At 64.4% G+C, this 16,054-nt stretch carries 12 protein-coding genes and 1 tRNA gene; 10 read left to right on the plus strand and 3 right to left on the minus strand.

Annotation, left to right across the window (positions count from 1 at the left end):
- Nucleotides 1-3 precede the first annotated feature (3 nt).
- From DFR29_RS22695 to rbfA, 10 genes are all read left to right on the plus strand, one after another.
- Complete coding sequence (locus tag DFR29_RS22695; RefSeq protein WP_133820921.1) at nt 4-618, plus strand: NADH-quinone oxidoreductase subunit J; 615 nt, start codon at nt 4-6, stop codon at nt 616-618.
- Nucleotides 615-920 carry an NADH-quinone oxidoreductase subunit NuoK gene (gene nuoK, locus DFR29_RS22700; RefSeq protein ID WP_133820922.1) on the plus strand — a complete coding sequence of 102 codons (306 nt, stop codon included), beginning with the start codon at nt 615-617 and terminating at the stop codon, nt 918-920. The genes DFR29_RS22695 and nuoK overlap by 4 nt, the downstream gene beginning before the upstream one ends.
- Before the next feature lie 7 nt (nt 921-927).
- Entirely contained in the window at nt 928-3,027 is a 2,100-nt protein-coding gene (nuoL, locus tag DFR29_RS22705) for an NADH-quinone oxidoreductase subunit L (RefSeq protein ID WP_133820923.1), read from the plus strand.
- Between the two features lie 21 nt (nt 3,028-3,048).
- Nucleotides 3,049-4,563 carry an NADH-quinone oxidoreductase subunit M gene (locus DFR29_RS22710; protein ID WP_133820924.1) on the plus strand — a complete coding sequence of 505 codons (1,515 nt, stop codon included), beginning with the start codon at nt 3,049-3,051 and terminating at the stop codon, nt 4,561-4,563.
- Between the two features lie 10 nt (nt 4,564-4,573).
- Nucleotides 4,574-6,013: an NADH-quinone oxidoreductase subunit NuoN gene (gene nuoN / locus DFR29_RS22715; protein WP_133820925.1), complete on the plus strand. Its 1,440-nt coding sequence runs from the start codon at nt 4,574-4,576 to the stop codon at nt 6,011-6,013.
- A 256-nt stretch (nt 6,014-6,269) separates the two neighbouring features.
- Nucleotides 6,270-6,346, plus strand: a tRNA-Met gene (locus tag DFR29_RS22720).
- Nucleotides 6,347-6,488: 142 nt separating this feature from the next.
- Complete coding sequence (gene rimP, locus DFR29_RS22725; protein ID WP_133820926.1) at nt 6,489-7,112, plus strand: ribosome maturation factor RimP; 624 nt, start codon at nt 6,489-6,491, stop codon at nt 7,110-7,112.
- A gap of 40 nt (nt 7,113-7,152) precedes the next feature.
- Nucleotides 7,153-8,643 carry a transcription termination factor NusA gene (nusA, locus tag DFR29_RS22730; protein ID WP_133820927.1) on the plus strand — a complete coding sequence of 497 codons (1,491 nt, stop codon included), beginning with the start codon at nt 7,153-7,155 and terminating at the stop codon, nt 8,641-8,643.
- 58 nt (nt 8,644-8,701) lie between these two features.
- The gene (gene infB, locus DFR29_RS22735) at nt 8,702-11,602 is read left to right on the plus strand and encodes a translation initiation factor IF-2 (protein WP_133820928.1); all 2,901 of its coding nucleotides are present in this window, start codon (nt 8,702-8,704) and stop codon (nt 11,600-11,602) included.
- A 243-nt stretch (nt 11,603-11,845) separates the two neighbouring features.
- Nucleotides 11,846-12,208 carry a 30S ribosome-binding factor RbfA gene (gene rbfA, locus DFR29_RS22740; RefSeq protein ID WP_133820929.1) on the plus strand — a complete coding sequence of 121 codons (363 nt, stop codon included), beginning with the start codon at nt 11,846-11,848 and terminating at the stop codon, nt 12,206-12,208.
- 40 nt (nt 12,209-12,248) lie between these two features.
- Here the strand turns inward: rbfA and DFR29_RS22745 are convergent, their stop codons facing one another.
- The 3 genes from DFR29_RS22745 to DFR29_RS22755 form a co-directional block, all read right to left on the minus strand.
- Nucleotides 12,249-12,680 (minus strand): hypothetical protein, encoded by a 432-nt coding sequence (locus DFR29_RS22745; protein WP_133820930.1) that lies wholly within the window; start codon nt 12,678-12,680, stop codon nt 12,249-12,251.
- A gap of 142 nt (nt 12,681-12,822) precedes the next feature.
- A complete protein-coding gene (locus tag DFR29_RS22750) occupies nt 12,823-15,450 on the minus strand; it encodes a serine/threonine-protein kinase (protein WP_133820931.1) in 2,628 nt (875 codons plus the stop codon).
- Complete coding sequence (locus tag DFR29_RS22755) at nt 15,447-16,040, minus strand: ECF-type sigma factor (protein WP_133820932.1); 594 nt, start codon at nt 16,038-16,040, stop codon at nt 15,447-15,449. The genes DFR29_RS22750 and DFR29_RS22755 overlap by 4 nt, the downstream gene beginning before the upstream one ends.
- Between the last annotated feature and the right edge of the window lie 14 nt (nt 16,041-16,054).

Here is a 16,054-nt window from a genome sequence, read left to right on the forward strand (position 1 = left end):
CCGATGACGACCCAACTGGTTATCTTCTACTTTTTCGCCACGGTGCTGGTGGCCTCGGCGCTGGCGGTGATCACGCTGAAGAATTCGGTCCACGCCGCGCTGAGCCTGGTGCTGACCTTCTTCACCGCCGCCGGCATCTGGATCCTGGCCGAAGCCGAATTCCTCGGCCTGGCCCTGATCGTGGTCTACGTTGGCGCCGTGATGGTGCTGTTCCTGTTCGTGGTGATGATGCTCGACATCAAGCCCGAATCGATGCGCGAAGGCTTCATCCGCTTCCTGCCGGTCGGCGTCATCGTCGCGCTGGTGATGCTGGTGGAAATGCTCAGCCTGATCGGCGTGAAGGCGCTGCAGGCGCAGGCGCTGCCGCCGAACCCGGCCCTGGCCGACGGCAGCAACACCGCCTGGCTGGGCAAGGCCTTGTATACGCAATTCCTGCTGCCGTTCGAAATTGCTGCGCTGATCCTTACCGTCGCGCTGATCGCCGCCGTCACGCTGACCCTGCGCAAGCGCAGCGGCGTGCGCACGCAGAAGCCGAGCGAACAGGTACAGGTGCAGCGCAACGAGCGTCTGCGCGTGGTCAAGATGGCCAGCGAAGGCAAACCCGGAGAATCCGCATGATCTCGCTCGCGCATTTCATCGTGCTGGGCACGATCCTGTTCTGCATCTCGGTCGCCGGCATTTTCATCAACCGCAAGAACGTCATCGTGCTGCTGATGTCGATCGAGCTGATGCTGCTGGCCGTGAACATGAACTTTGTCGCGTTCTCGCGCTTTCTCGGCGATCCGTCCGGCCAGGTCTTCGTGTTCTTCATTCTCACGGTCGCCGCGGCGGAAACCGCGATCGGCCTGGCCATCCTGGTCGTGCTGTTCCGCAATCGCGGCACGATCAACGTGGCCGAAATCGATTCGATGAAGGGATAGGCTTCCGATGATCACGCCCAAGCTCATTCTCCTCGTCACCGCGCTGCTGCCACTGTTCGGCGCCATCGTCGCCGGCCTGTTCGGCAAGCGCGTCGGCCGCGCCGGTGCGCATACGGTCACCATCGCCGGCGTGCTGGGGTCGTTCCTGCTGTCGTGCTATGCGCTCTACCAGCTGGCCACCGGCGGCTGGGGCGTGTTCAACGAAAATCTGTACACCTGGTTCGAAGTGGGCAACCTCAGTGCCCATGTCGGCTTCCTGGTCGACCGCCTGACCGCGGTGATGATGGTCGTGGTCACCTCGGTGTCGCTGCTGGTGCACGTCTACACCATCGGCTACATGCGCGACGATCCGGGCTACCAGCGCTTCTTCAGCTACATCTCGCTGTTCACCTTCTCCATGCTCATGCTCGTCATGAGCAACAACTTCATGCAGCTGTTCTTCGGCTGGGAAGCGGTCGGCCTGGTGTCGTACCTGCTGATCGGTTTCTGGTTCAAGCGGCCGTCGGCGATCTTCGCCAACATGAAGGCGTTCCTGGTCAACCGCGTCGGCGACTTCGGCTTCCTGCTCGGCATTGCAGCGGTGCTGTTCTGGTTTGGTTCGCTCGACTACGCAACCGTGTTCCGCAGCGCCGATGCGACGCTGGCGGGCAAGACGCTGGAAATCTTCGCCGGCCATCCCTGGCAGGCAGCGACGGTGATCGGCGTGCTGCTGTTCATCGGCGCGATGGGCAAGTCGGCCCAGGTGCCGCTGCACGTCTGGCTGCCCGATTCGATGGAAGGCCCGACGCCGATCTCGGCACTGATCCACGCCGCCACCATGGTGACGGCGGGCATCTTCATGGTTGCGCGCATGTCGCCGCTGTACGAACTGTCGGAAACGGCGCTGTCGTTCGTGATGATCATCGGCGCCACCACGGCGCTGTTCACCGGCCTGATCGGCATCGTACAGAACGACATCAAGCGCGTGGTGGCGTATTCCACCTTGTCGCAACTGGGCTACATGACCGTGGCCCTGGGCGTGTCGGCCTATTCCGCTGCGATCTTCCACCTGATGACCCACGCCTTCTTCAAGGCGCTGCTGTTCCTGGGCGCCGGCTCGGTCATCATCGCCATGCACCATGAGCAGGACATGCGCCACATGGGCGGGCTGAAGAAGTACATGCCGATCACCTTCATCACCGGCTGGATAGGCACGCTGGCGTTGACCGGGTTCCCCGGCTTCTCCGGCTTCTTCTCCAAGGACGCGATCATCGAAGCCGTGCACGAATCGCATCGCTTCGGTTCCGGCTACGCGTATTTCTGCGTGCTGACCGGCGTTTTCGTCACCGCGCTGTACAGCTTCCGCCTGATCTATCTGACCTACCACGGCAAGGAACGCTTCGTCGTCGAGCACGCACCGCAGGCTCACGCTGCGCATCACGATGCGCACGCAGACAAGCACGGCCACGACGATCACGCTTACGCCGGCCATGGCAAGAACGAGCACGCCCACGACGACCACGGCCATCACGCGCCGGGGCATCTGGAGCACGCGCCGCACGAGTCGCCCTGGGTGGTCACTCTGCCGCTGATCCTGCTGGCGATTCCGTCGGTCATCATCGGCTGGCTCACCATCGGGCCCATGCTGTTCGGCGATTTCTTTGCCGGTGCCATCGTGGTGAAGGAGGGCGGTCCGCTGGCCGAGCTTGCGCATCACTGGCACGGCCCCTGGGCCATGCTGCTGCACGGCCTGATGGCGCCGCCGTTCTGGCTGGCCCTGGCCGGCTTCGCCGTGGCGACGTATGTGTACATGTTCAACCAGTCGATTGCCGACCGCGCAGCGAAGATGTTCGCGCCGCTGTACCGGCTGCTGCAGAACAAATACGGCATCGACGATCTGTACTTCGCCGTGTTCGCCCGCGGCGGCCTCAAGCTCGGCCGCGGCCTGTGGCGCGGCGGCGATGTGGCGGTGATCGACGACGGCCTGGTCAATGGCTCGGCTGCCCTGGTCGGCCGCATTGCCGCCAGCGTGCGCCGCGTGCAGTCGGGTTTTCTGTATCACTACGCGTTCGCGATGATTCTGGGCCTGATCGTGCTGCTCGGCGGTCTGTGGATGGCGGCGCGCTGAGGCCACAAGGGAATAATGACAATGTTTGCAAACTGGCCCTTGCTTAGCCTGCTCATCTGGCTGCCCATACTCGGCGCGATTCCGGTGCTGCTGGCGGGCGACAAACGTCCCGACACGGCGCGCCTGCTGGCGCTGATCGTCGCGGTGCTGACCTTTGCCGTCAGCCTGTGCATGCTGCCCGGCTTCGATTCGTCCAGCGCGGCGATGCAGCTGCAGGAAAACCACAGCTGGATCGAAACGCTGAACGTGCGCTACCACCTCGGTGTCGACGGCATCTCGGTCGCGCTGGTGCTGCTGACCACCTTCACCAGCGTGCTGGTCATCATCCTCGGCTGGGGTTCCATCGACGAGCGCGTCAGCCAGTACATGGCGGCGATGCTGGTGCTGGAAGGCCTGATGGTTGGCGTGTTCTGCGCCATGGACGCGCTGCTGTTCTATGTCTTCTTCGAAGGCATGCTGATTCCGATGTTCATCCTGATCGGCATCTGGGGCGGCGCGCGGCGCGTGTACGCCACCTTGAAGTTCTTCATCTACACCTTCTTCGGTTCGATCTTCATGCTGATCGGACTGATCTACCTGTACTTCAAGACCGGCAGCTTCGAACTGGCTACGCTGGCCCAGGTCGGCCTTAGCGGCAAGGAGCAGGCCTGGCTGTTCTTCGCTTTCCTCATCGCGTTCGCGGTGAAAGTGCCGATGTGGCCAGTGCACACCTGGCTGCCGGATGCCCACGTCGAGGCGCCGACCGGCGGTTCGGTGGTGCTGGCGGCGATCATGCTTAAGATCGGCGGCTACGGCTTCATCCGCTTCTCGCTGCCCATCGTGCCCGACGCCAGCATGGAATACGCCTGGGTCGTCATCGCCATGTCGCTGGTCGCGGTGGTCTACGTCGGCTATGTCGCCCTGGTGCAGGAAGACATGAAGAAGCTGATCGCCTATTCGTCGATCGCACACATGGGCTTCGTCACGCTCGGCATCTTCGTGTCCCTGTCGCTGGCACGCGGCGGCAACGCCACCGGCGCGGCGATCGGCATCCAGGGCGCGATGGTGCAGATGATTTCCCACGGCTTCATTTCCGGCGCGATGTTCTCCTGCGTCGGCGTGCTGTACGACCGCCTGCATACACGCATGATCCGCGACTACGGTGGCGTGGTGAATACGATGCCGCGTTTTGCCACCCTGTTCGTGCTGTTCGCCATGGCCAACTGCGGCCTGCCGGGCACCAGCGGCTTCGTCGGCGAGTTCTGGGTGATCCTGGCGGCATTCCAGTCCAACCCGCTGGTCGGCGCGCTGGCGGCGTTCACCCTGATCATCGGCGCGGCGTATACCTTGTGGCTGGTCAAGCGCGTGATCTTCGGCGAAGTGGCCAACGACAAGGTCGCCGGCCTCAGCGACATGAATGCGCGCGAGACCTTCGTGCTCGTCACCTTCGCCATCGCGGTGCTGCTGTTCGGCCTGTGGCCGCAGCCGCTGGGCAATCTCATGGATGCGCCGATCGCCGAGCTGGTGAAGCACATCGTCATCAGCAAGGGCGCGTGAAGGACCGACCATGATCAGCCTTACCGACATCCTGACCCTGCTGCCCGAGTCGTTCCTGACCGTGGCTATCTGCGCTCTGCTGCTGCTGGACCTGTTCCTCAAGCCCGGGCAGCGCAGCATCACCCATTACCTGGCGATTGCCGTGCTGGGCGTGACCGGCTGGCTGGTGCTGCAGCACTACGGCGCGCCGCGCGCCTTCGGCGGCATGTTCGTGCGCGACGGCATCGCCGACGTGTTGAAAGTGTTCCTGCTGCTGACCACAGCGCTGGTGTTCGTCTACGCACGGCCTTACCTGCGCGATCGTGGCCTGTTCGTCGGCGAGTACTACATCCTCAGCCTGTTCGCCGTGCTCGGCATGATGCTGCTGGTGTCTGCCGGCAGCATGGTGATGATCTATCTCGGCCTGGAACTATTGGCCCTGTCGTCGTACGCACTGGTGGCGTTGAACCGCGATTCGCCGCTGTCGTCCGAAGCGGCGATGAAATACTTCGTTCTTGGTGCGCTGGCCTCGGGCATGCTGCTGTACGGCATGTCGATGATCTACGGCGCTACCGGCACGCTCGACCTGGACAAGATCCACGCTGCTGCCGCTGCTACGCCGCAGCGCGGCATGCTGCTGTTCGGCGTGGTCTTCGTCGTGGTAGGCATCGCGTTCAAGTTCGGCGCTGCACCTTTCCACATGTGGCTGCCCGACGTCTATCAGGGCGCGCCCACGGCGGTGACCGCATTCATCGGCTCGGCGCCCAAGCTGGCTGCGTTCGGCATGGCTTACCGCATGTTCGAATCGGGCCTGGGCAGCGTTGGCCCGTACTGGCAGCAGATGCTGGCCGTACTGGCGGTGATGTCGCTGGCGATCGGCAATATCGCTGCGATCATGCAGAGCAATCTCAAGCGCATGCTGGCGTATTCAACAATCTCGCACGTGGGCTTCCTGCTGCTCGGCCTGGTCAACGGCCAGCCGGCGGGCTATGCCGCGGCCATGTTTTACGCGATCAGCTACGCGCTGACCGCAGCGGCGGCCTTCGGCATGATTCTGCTGCTGTCCCGCGCTGGCTTCGAATCGGAAGAGATCGACGACTTCAAGGGACTGAACCAGCGCGCGCCGTGGTACGCCTTCCTGATGGCCCTGGTCATGTTCTCACTGGCCGGCGTGCCGCCGCTGTTCGGCTTCTTCGGCAAGTTGCTGGTGCTCAAGGCCGCGGTCGACGCGGGCGCGCTCTGGCTGGCCATTGTCGGCGCCGTGTTCGCGATCATCGGCATCTACTACTACCTGAGAGTGGTCAAGGTGATGTACTTCGACGGCGCCGACGATGCTTCCGCATTGCCGCCCGTAGCCGATGCGCCGGTGCGTACGCTGATTTCCATCAACGCGCTTGCATTGCTGGTACTTGGCCTCACCTGGGGTCCGTTGTACGGCTGGTGCGCCCGTGCGCTGGGTATCGCGCAGTAACGCAGCAGCGGTGAGTTGCAGTGAATCTGGCTGTGTTGCGCGTGTGTTGCGGCGCAGTCAGTAGTGGTACCGCCCTCTGCGGTCGAGAGGGGATGGAACAGGGCAATCGGTGCAGCAGTGTGCCGTCTGCGCGTCCATCGACGCGTCTCTGCAGAGATTTGCGCCCGAGCACCAGGAGCGACATCGATGAATGCATCGAACTTGCTCTTAACGCTTGCGTAAATCCCTCAAGGTACGTAGACTTCCGTTTCTCTGATGCGGGGTGGAGCAGTCTGGCAGCTCGTCGGGCTCATAACCCGAAGGTCGCAGGTTCAAATCCTGCCCCCGCTACCAGGATTCAAGCGAAAGGCCACCTAGTGTGGCCTTTTTGCTAGAGCCGGAGCACCGATCTTACGAGCTAGATCGGTGTCGGCCGGCAAAAGAAAGCGCAGGATGCGCGCGTTGCCGATGTTGGGAAGCGAGACAACGGCGGACTATGGAATGGGCCTTAGTGCCCATTTTTTTTTGTGCAGAAAGAAGCAGCGTGAAAGACGACGAACTCATCCAGTTGATCAATCCTGTAGTTGCCGACCTGGGCCTCGAATGCCTTGGCATCGAGTACGCCCCCAGCCGCGGCAATAGTCTGCTGCGCATCTATATCGACCATCCCGAACGTCCCATCGCGATCGAAGATTGCGAAGCCGTCAGTCGCGAACTGTCCGCTCAGCTGGACGTGAATGATCCGATCAGCGGCCGCTACACCCTCGAAGTTTCCTCTCCCGGCATCGACCGTCCGCTGTTCACGCCCGCGCAGTTCACCCGCTTCCTGGGCGAAAAGGTCAAGGTGTCGCTGAACCTGCCGGTAAACAACCGCCGCCGCCTGCAAGGCCCGATCCGCGCCGTTGACGGCGAGCGCATCACCATCGAGCAGGACGGTGTCGACGTTGTCGTCGATCACGACAATATCGAGAAGGCGCGTATCGTTCCCGATTACGTTGCCCTGGGTCTGGCGCCGGAAAAACCGAAAAATCTCAGAAACCCCAGCAAGCCGGGCCCTGCGCCCGATGCTGCCGACCCTGCTGCTGCGCCTGCAGTTGCCAAGAAAAAGCCAACGAAGTGAATAGTGCCGGCGTCGGCGACGCGGGCTGGAGTGACAAGCGATGAGCAAAGAACTTTTGCTGGTAGTGGACGCAGTCGCCAACGAAAAGGGCGTGGACAAGGCTGTCATCTTCGACGCCATGGAAGCGGCGCTGGCGTCGGCGGCGAAGAAACGCTACGTCGACCAGGACGTGTCGATTCGTGTATCGATCAACCGCACCAACGGCGACTACGAGACGTTCCGCCGCTGGGAAGTGGTCGCCGACGACATCGTGATGGAATCGCCCGAGCGCATGATCCGTCTGATGGACGCCGAGGACGAGAAGCCCGGCTCGGTGATCGGCGATTTCGTCGAGGAACCGATTGAAAACCCCGAATTCGGCCGCATTGCAGCGCAGGCCGCCAAGCAGGTGATCGTGCAGCGTGTCCGCGAAGCCGAGCGCGCCCAGGTGGTGGACGCGTTCCGCGACCGCATCGGCGAACTGATCACCGGCGTGGTCAAGCGGGTGGAGCGCGGCGCGGTATACCTGGACCTCGGCGGCAATGCCGAAGCGTTCATCGCCCGCGACAAGACCATTCCGCGCGAAACCGTGCGCACCGGCGACCGCGTGCGCGGCTATCTGTACGATGTGCGCGCCGAAGCGCGCGGTCCGCAGCTGTTCGTATCGCGTACGGCGCCGGAATTCATGATGGAGCTGTTCAAGCTCGAAGTGCCGGAAGTCGGCCAGGGCCTGGTGCAGATCAAGGCCTGTGCCCGCGATGCGGGCGACCGCGCCAAGATCGCCGTGCTGGCCACCGATACGCGCACCGATCCGATCGGCGCCTGCATCGGCATGCGCGGTTCGCGCGTGCAGGCCGTGTCGAACGAGCTCAATGGCGAGCGCATCGACATCGTGCTGTGGAACGACAACCCGGCCCAGTTCGTCATCAACGCGATGGCGCCGGCGGAAGTGCAGTCCATCATCGTCGATGAAGACAGGCACTCCATGGACATCGCCGTAGCCGAGGACAAGCTGTCCCAGGCCATCGGCCGCGGCGGTCAGAACGTGCGTCTTGCCAGCAAGCTTTCCGGCTGGCAGCTCAACGTGATGACCGAAGCGCAAGTACGCAACAAGAGCGAATCCGAACAGGAGTCCGCGCGCCAGTTGTTCATGTCGCGCCTGGAAGTGGATGCGGAAATCGCCGCTATCCTGGTCCAGGAAGGATTTTCCACGGTGGAAGAAATCGCCTATGTACCCACTGGCGAGCTGCTGGCGGTGGAGGGCTTCGACGAGGATATCGTCGAGGAACTGCGCGCCCGTGCCCGCGACGCGCTGCTTACCGAGGCGCTGGCAGTGGAAGAAGACATTGACGAGCACAAACCGGCCGACGACCTCGTCGCGGTCGAGGGCATGGACGAAGCGCTGGCCTATACCCTGGCCCAGCACGGTGTCGTGACCCGCGAAAACCTCGCGGATCTCGCTACCGATGAACTTATCGAGTTCGCAATCGAAGGGATGGACGAAGATCGTGCCGCTGCGTTGATCGTGGCTGCGCGCGCTGCCGAGACGTAATCCGCCGCAGGCTATGCGACGGCAGCAGGGGCAGCAGGCGGATCACGGAGTAACCAACATGTCGGACGTCACTATCAAACAATTGGCCCAGGTTCTGGGCACGCCGGTCGAAAAGCTGCTTTCGCAGCTTGCCGAAGCCGGTATGAAATTCAGCAACGCCGACCAGGTGATCAGCAGCACCGAGAAGGTGAAACTGCTTGGCTTCCTGCGCCGCACGCACGGCAAGACCGAACCGGTCAGCGAAGATTCGGCACCGCGCCAGATCACGCTCAAGCGCAAGACCGTCAGCGAAATCACCGTCAACCAGGGCGCCGCCCGCGGCAAGACGGTGAACGTGGAAGTGCGCCAGAAGCGGACCTACGTCAAGCGCAGCTCGGTAGAGGAAGAACAGAAGGTCGATGTCGAACGCGAAGACGCACGGCGCAAGCTCGGCGAATCCACGCTGCGCCGCGAGGGCGAGGAACTGGAACGCGTCGCGCAGGAAAAACGCCGCGCCGAGGAAGATGCCAAGGCCGCCGCCATTGCTGCGCTGACTGCGGTGACCGAGGAAGCAAGCCGGCGCGAAGAAGAAGCCCAGGCTCCTGTCGCTGCCGAGCAGGCACCGGCATCCGCCACGCCGCCGGCCGCGACGCCGGCCACACAGCCGCCGCCGCAACAAGCCGTACCGCAGGCACAGCCGCAAGCGCCGGCACAGCCGTCCTCGCCGCCGTCGCATGCACCGCAGCGGCCCTCGTCGCCGCCGTATTCGTCGGGTCGCCCAGGTGGCCGGCCAGATTCTCCGCGTCCGGGTTCGAGCTCGGGTCCGGGCGGTTCTGCCCGACCGGGTGGTCCGGGCGGCGGCGCACCGCGTCCGGGTGCCGGTGGCGCTCCGGGCAGCGCCGGCGCACGTCCGCCGGCGGCCGGCGATGCCACGCGTCCGGCACCGCCGCGCCGCGATGCAACCGCACATCACGTGCCGCATCGTCCGCCGGCACCGCCGGCCAAGCGCAACGACGAACCGGGCAATCGCAACCGCGTCAAGCACGGTTCGCACCGCATGACCGAAGGTCCGTCGCCGGACGCCGCCCACCGCTTCTCCGGCGGCGAGCTGCATCTGACAGCGGAAGAGCGTGCACGCCGTTCCAACCGCAAGAAGCCGCGCGGCAAGCCCGATCTCAGCCGTATCACCGGACAGCACGGCTTTGCCAAGCCGACTGCGCCGGTAGTGCGTGAAATCGCCCTGGGCGAAGCCGTGATCGTGGCCGACCTTGCCGCGAAGATGGCAGTGAAGGGGTCCGACGTGGTCAAGGCGCTGTTCAAGATGGGCGTCATGGCGACGATCAACCAGGTCATCGACCACGACACCGCCGTGCTGGTGGTGGAAGAACTCGGCCACAAGGCAGTGAAGGCCAGCGACAACGATGCGGAATCGGCGCTGATCGCGCATTCCGAATCCGAGCAGGGCGACAAGGAAACGCGCGCCCCGGTCGTCACCATCATGGGCCATGTCGACCACGGCAAGACCTCGCTGCTGGATTACATCCGCCGCACCAAGGTCGCTTCCGGCGAGGCTGGTGGCATCACCCAGCATATCGGCGCATACCACGTGACGACCGATCGCGGCGTGATCACTTTCCTCGACACGCCAGGCCATGCGGCCTTCACTTCGATGCGTGCCCGCGGCGCCAAGCTGACCGACATCGTCGTGCTGGTGGTTGCAGCCGACGACGGCGTGATGCCGCAGACCGTGGAAGCGGTCAAGCATGCCCGCGCTGCCGGCGTGCCGATGATCGTTGCGGTCAACAAGATGGACAAATCCGAGGCCAACCCGGACAACGTCAAGCAGGGCCTGGTACAGCACGAAGTCGTGCCGGAAGAGTGGGGTGGCGATACCCAGTTCGTACCGCTGTCGGCCAAGACCGGCATGGGCGTGGACGCGCTGCTCGACGCCATCACGGTACAGGCCGAAGTGCTGGAACTGCGCTCCGTGCGCGACGGCCGCGCCTCTGGCGTGGTGATCGAATCCAGTCTCGACAAGGGCCGTGGCCCGGTGGCTACGGTGCTGGTCCAGGCCGGTACGCTCAAGCGCGGCGACTTCCTCGTCTGCGGCGTCGAATACGGCCGTGTGCGTGCGATGTTCGACGAAACCGGCGGCCAGGTGAACGAAGCCGGTCCGTCGATTCCGGTGCAGGTACTGGGTCTCTCGGGCGTACCCGATGCCGGCGACGATTTCGTCTCCGTCGCCGACGAGCGTCTGGCCAAGGACGTGGCGCAGCAGCGTAATCAGAAGCGACGCGAGTCACGCCTGATCCGCCAGAGCACCAAGCTCGAAGACATCATGGCGACGATGACCCAGGGCGGCGAACAGCAGACCCTGAACCTGGTCGTGAAAGCCGACGTGCAGGGTTCTTCCGAAGCACTGCGCGATGCGCTGACCAAGCTGACCAACGATCTGGTCAAGGTCAACGTGATCGTCTCCGGCGTCGGCGGCATCACCGAATCCGATGCAACCCTGGCGGCGGCTTCCAAGGCCACCATCATCGGTTTCAACGTGCGTGCCGATGCCTCGGCGCGCAAGGTGATCGATGCGAACGGCCTGGACCTGCGCTACTTCTCCATCATCTACGACGTGATCGACCAGGTGAAGCAGGTGGCTTCCGGCCTGCTCGGCATGGAAGTGCGCGAAGAAATCATCGGCGTGGCCCAGGTGCGCGACGTGTTCCGCAGCTCCAAGTTCGGCGCGGTCGCGGGCTGCATGGTCATCGAGGGTTTCGTCAAGCGCAACAAGCCGATCCGCGTGCTGCGCGACAACACCGTGGTATTCCAGGGCGAACTGGAATCGCTGCGCCGTTTCAAGGACATCGTCGACGAAGTGCGCAACGGCATGGAATGCGGTATCGCCGTGAAGCAGTACAACGACGTCAAGGCTGGCGACCAGATCGAGTGCTTCGAGCGTATCGAAGTGCAGAGAACGTTCTGATCGCTGCGTAATCGCGTTGCCGGGGATTCTCGTCCCCGGTTGCCTGTCGGCAACAGCCTCGCCGAACCCTTGCAATGCAAGGGTTCGTCAGTTCCCTCGATGCAGCGGGCTGCATTGCAAGCAACACAGTCCGGCTTTTTTAGTTGCCTGGTTCGCGACCGCTGTTTCGGTCCGGGGGCTTTATCACCGCAACACCAAAGTGCAACGGCAAGGGCTTGCTCGCAGCACGGGAGTAGATCCGCCATGCCTCAGACCTTCAATCGCGCCGACCGCATTTCCGCCGAGCTGCGCCGCCTGGTTGGTACGATGGTGCACGAAGTCGTACGCGACAACGCACTGCCTTCGGTCAGCGTGTCCGATGTGGAAGCCTCGCGCGAGCTCGACAGCGCGACGGTCTACGTCACGGCCCTGCTGTCCGAGCAGGGGCCGCCGGCGGTCAAGCTGCTCAATGGCATGGCCAAGGATTTCCGCCGCGAGCTGTCGCGCATGATGCGGCTGCGCCGCGTGCCGGAACTGCGTTTCAAATACGATGATTCGGTCGACAAGGGCGAACGCATCGAGCAGTTGCTGCGCGCCGACAAGGAACGCGGTCCCGCGTCGGAGTGATGCCCGCCCTCCCGCAACGGGAGGGCAGGCGCTCATACGGTCATTGTCCGCAGCAGTACACGACGGTGCCCGGCATAGGCAGGTAGGCTTCCCAGGCGTCGCCGTTCTCGTTGCGCAGCCCGGGCAGGGTCGGCAGCGCGCCGTCGTAGGTGTCCGACTCGTAGTCGTCGATGATGAAATCGGAGGCTGAGTCCACCGGCGTGGAGATGACGCTGAAGTAGCGCGTGAGCTGCGTCGAGTACGAGCCATTCTGGTTGTTCTTCAGGATCAGGACGGAGTCGCCGACGTTGGCGCTCATGCTCGAGGCGACATCGATCGCAATCGTGGTCGAGGTTGCGGCGTTGCGCGGATTGCAGGTCATGCCCGGATGGTCGTTGCAGGCGAAGCGGAGTTCCTTCGCGGACGCGGCGGCGCCGCAGGCGAGCAGGGCCAGGCCGGCGAGGCTGGTGAGGGAACGGGCGAGAAGGTTCATCGGAAATTTCCTTGCGAATGGACGAAGGGGGCGCACACGCCACGCGTGCGCGCTGCCGGAAGCGGGCGCCGTTGTGATCGGTGCTGCGCTCCCATCCTGTCTATCGGCAACTACGCCAAAACTGGTCCATGCGGCTGCTGCTTCACAGGCCGATGGTTCTGGCGATGGTCTCGGCGCGCATGCGCACGTCATGCGGCCAGCGCGTCCATACGCGTAGCGTTGTCAGGATCTCCGGCGTCAGCCGGGCACGAGCGCCATCGAAGTCGTACAGGCGGAAACGCGCGTAGGCGATGTCGCCGTTGAGGTAGGCAACCTGTTGGCAGTCGCCGCAGGCCTCGATCATGTACGGCAACGCGCTTTCCGCAAACAGCGCCGCCTCGAAATAGTCACCGCTGGCAATCAGGGTTTCGGCCAGCGCCCGGCTGGTAAAGGCATGGTTTTCGCGCGATTCGGCCGGCGTGACCGCAAACGCCAGGCCAGCGAAACGCTTGGCCGCGGCATAGTCGTGGTAGTTGTTGCGATAGATCAGTGCCAGCGCATCGTAGTACGTCGCGGTACTGCGCTTCTCGTTATTGAGCGTGAGCGAAATGCGCAATGCCTCGCGGACCAGCTGCTCGCCTTCGGGCGCACGGCCTATCTCGCTGTAGATGGTGCCGAGCTGTTCGAGCATATATGCCAGCTCGGAATAGCTGTCGCCGTAGTTCTTGCGAAAGCCGGCAATGGCACGTTCGAGCACATCGATCGCGTCGTCGTTGCGGCGCAGCCGATAGTAGGCCTGTCCCAGGCTGCGCAGCGTGCCGATCACGGCAGCGTCGTCGTCGGGCAGGCGTTTGCGCTGCGTCGCGAGCAGGGTTTCCAGCAATACCAGCGCGTCGTCGGGAGCGCCGTTCGTGGACAGCTGCCGGGTCAGCATGTGCAGCACCGGCTCCAGGCGTGCCGGTGGTATGTCCGCACGCTGCCGTAACGCGTCATAGCTGCGGCGCAGATAGGCGATCGCCTGGGCCGGGTGCCCGGCGAAACGCAGGGTGTGGCCTTTGATCAGCGCAAGCCGTACCTCGGCATCGGTATCGCGGAACGCAGGATCGGCCGCGATCAGCGCTGCAGCAGCGTCGAGCGAGCCCGTCGCATCGCGATAGCGACTTTCCAAGGCCGCCAGCTCGGCATCCACGGCGTGCTGGCGTACGCGGCTTTCGGTCGATGCGTCTGGCGTTCTCGCCATGGCATCGCGCGCCAGGCGTGCCTGCTCGTTGGCTGCGTCCATCATATCGAGGCGGATGTACAGCTGCGCCAACGTCTGCGCCACGGCCGCCGTCAGCGCCGTGTCGCTGGGCGGCACGCTGCCTAGTGAGCGGGCGGCGCTTTGCAGCAGCTCGCTTGCGCGCACGTCGCGGCTGCGTGTCTTGAACACCGCTGCGTTCTCGAACGCGTTGACCAGAAATTCGACTACGCCGCGCGCGTGGTCGCGTTCGTGCTCGGCCACGGCGCGTGCGGCGATGGCCCGGCGCGATTGCTGGACCGTCATGCCAATGGCAGCGATGGCGACGATAGTGGCCAGCAGCGCGATACCGACCGCGGCCTGATTGCGCCGCACGAAGCAGCGCAGGCGATAGCCGCGTTCGCGCGCACGCTGCGCAATTGGCCGCGCGCCGAGCACATTGCGCACGTCCTCGGCGAGCGCGTCGACCGACCCGTAGCGGTCGTCCGGCGGCTTGCGCAGGGTCTTGGCGGCGATGAGATCGAGATCGCCGCGCAGCGCTGCGGCGAGCGAGGTGGCGTCGGCATGGCCGCGCCGTGTCCAGCTGCCGTCGCTGCGCGCGACCGAGCGGCTGGGCGGCGGCGGATCTTCTTTCAGGATGCGTTCGACCACGGTTTCGCGCGCCTGGTCGGTGAAGTCGAACGGTTTGCATCCACAAAGCAACTCGTACAGAAGGCAGCCGAGACCGTAGATATCGGTGGCGACGCCGGTGGTGCGGCCGGCCACTTGCTCGGGTGCGGCGCAATCGGGCGAGAAGAAGCCGCCGTCGAGTGTTGCATCGGTAGCGGCGACACCGTCGGTCGCCTTGGCGATGCCGAAGTCGAGCAAGCGCACGCGGCCGTCGCGGTCGACCAGGATATTGCCGGGCTTCAGGTCGCGATGCAGCACGAAGCGCCGGTGCGCGTAGGCGACCGCATCGCAGACGCGCAGGAACAGCGCCAGCCGTGCCGGCAAGGTGAGCCTGTGCTGGTCGCAGTAGTGCGTGATGCGTTCGCCGTCGACGTATTCCATGGCGAAGTAGGGCCGGCCGTCGGCGAGTTCGCCGGCATCGATCAGTCGCGCGATGTCCGGATGGTCCAGCCCGGCCAGGATGGCGCGTTCGCGCCGCAACTGCTCGACCAGGCGGCCGTCGCGCAAAGCCAGCGGCACCACTTTCAGTGCCACGTGCTGCGGGCGTCCGTCGACGTCGCGCGTAGCCAGGAACACGCTGCCCATGCCACCGCTGCCGAGTAGCGACTCGATGCGGTAGCTGCCGATCTCGGCACCGGGCAGCAGGCGGTCGTCGCGAGACAGCTCGTGCACTGCCTGCGCCACCAGCGCGGCGCCGGGCACGGCGTCCTGCGTCGACAGGTACTCGTCGTGGATCGTGAGCAGGCGCCGCACGGCGACAACGACGGCGCTATCGCCAGAGGCCGCGTCGATGAAGCCTGCACGCGCTGGTCCGGGCTGTTCGAGCGCCTGGTCGAACAGGTGCTGCACCTGGCGCCAATGCGTGGTGTCGGTCGCAGGTTTCATGCGGTGTCGGCCAGCTGTTCGTGCAGCCAGGCGCGCGCGAATTGCCAGCAGCGCTTGGCGGTGGAGGCGGAATAGCCCGCCGTGTCCGCTGCCTCGTGGATGGACAGGCCGGCAAAGAAGCGCAATTCGACCAGCTTGGCGGCGCGGCTGTCGATGCGGGCAAGCTGTGTCAGCAGCCGGTCGACATCGAGCAGGCCTATGCCTTCGGGGGCCGTGGGCAGATCGTCGATGGCGGCCAGCGTGACCCGCTCCAGACCGCCGCCGCGCTTCTGCGCCTGCCGTTCGCGGCAGATATCGACCAGCACGTTGCGGATGGTCAGCGCCGCGACGGCATAGAAATGGCGGCGGTGGTTGTAGTCCGCGTCGTGCGCAGCGAACAGGCGCAGATAGCTTTCATGCACCAGTTCGGTCGGACTCAGTGTGATGGCGGCGCCGCGCAGGCTGCGCCGCGCGAGGGCCTGCAGCAGCGGATAGACTGCTTCGACAAGCGCGGATTCGGCGGCGGAATCGCCGGCGCGCCAGCGCGTCAGCAGTTGCGTGATGGCGCCGGTCTCGTCCGGTGTGCAGGGCTGGGCTGGTTTGTGGTCCATGAGTCAATAATCGA

It is taken from the genome of Tahibacter aquaticus, from assembly GCF_004363655.1.
GTDB lineage: Bacteria > Pseudomonadota > Gammaproteobacteria > Xanthomonadales > Rhodanobacteraceae > Tahibacter > Tahibacter aquaticus.

Bases quoted from the DNA above. Each gene is read 5' to 3' on its own strand.
- rimP (WP_133820926.1), top strand. From the start codon at position 6,489: ATGGAATGGGCCTTAGTGCCCATTTTTTTTTGTGCAGAAAGAAGCAGC.
- DFR29_RS22755 (WP_133820932.1), bottom strand. From the start codon at position 16,040: ATGGACCACAAACCAGCCCAGCCCTGCACACCGGACGAGACCGGCGCC.
- DFR29_RS22750 (WP_133820931.1), bottom strand. From the start codon at position 15,450: ATGAAACCTGCGACCGACACCACGCATTGGCGCCAGGTGCAGCACCTG.
- rbfA (WP_133820929.1), top strand. From the start codon at position 11,846: ATGCCTCAGACCTTCAATCGCGCCGACCGCATTTCCGCCGAGCTGCGC.
- nuoK (WP_133820922.1), top strand. From the start codon at position 615: ATGATCTCGCTCGCGCATTTCATCGTGCTGGGCACGATCCTGTTCTGC.
- nusA (WP_133820927.1), top strand. From the start codon at position 7,153: ATGAGCAAAGAACTTTTGCTGGTAGTGGACGCAGTCGCCAACGAAAAG.
- infB (WP_133820928.1), top strand. From the start codon at position 8,702: ATGTCGGACGTCACTATCAAACAATTGGCCCAGGTTCTGGGCACGCCG.
- nuoN (WP_133820925.1), top strand. From the start codon at position 4,574: ATGATCAGCCTTACCGACATCCTGACCCTGCTGCCCGAGTCGTTCCTG.
- DFR29_RS22710 (WP_133820924.1), top strand. From the start codon at position 3,049: ATGTTTGCAAACTGGCCCTTGCTTAGCCTGCTCATCTGGCTGCCCATA.
- DFR29_RS22745 (WP_133820930.1), bottom strand. From the start codon at position 12,680: ATGAACCTTCTCGCCCGTTCCCTCACCAGCCTCGCCGGCCTGGCCCTG.
- DFR29_RS22695 (WP_133820921.1), top strand. From the start codon at position 4: ATGACGACCCAACTGGTTATCTTCTACTTTTTCGCCACGGTGCTGGTG.
- nuoL (WP_133820923.1), top strand. From the start codon at position 928: ATGATCACGCCCAAGCTCATTCTCCTCGTCACCGCGCTGCTGCCACTG.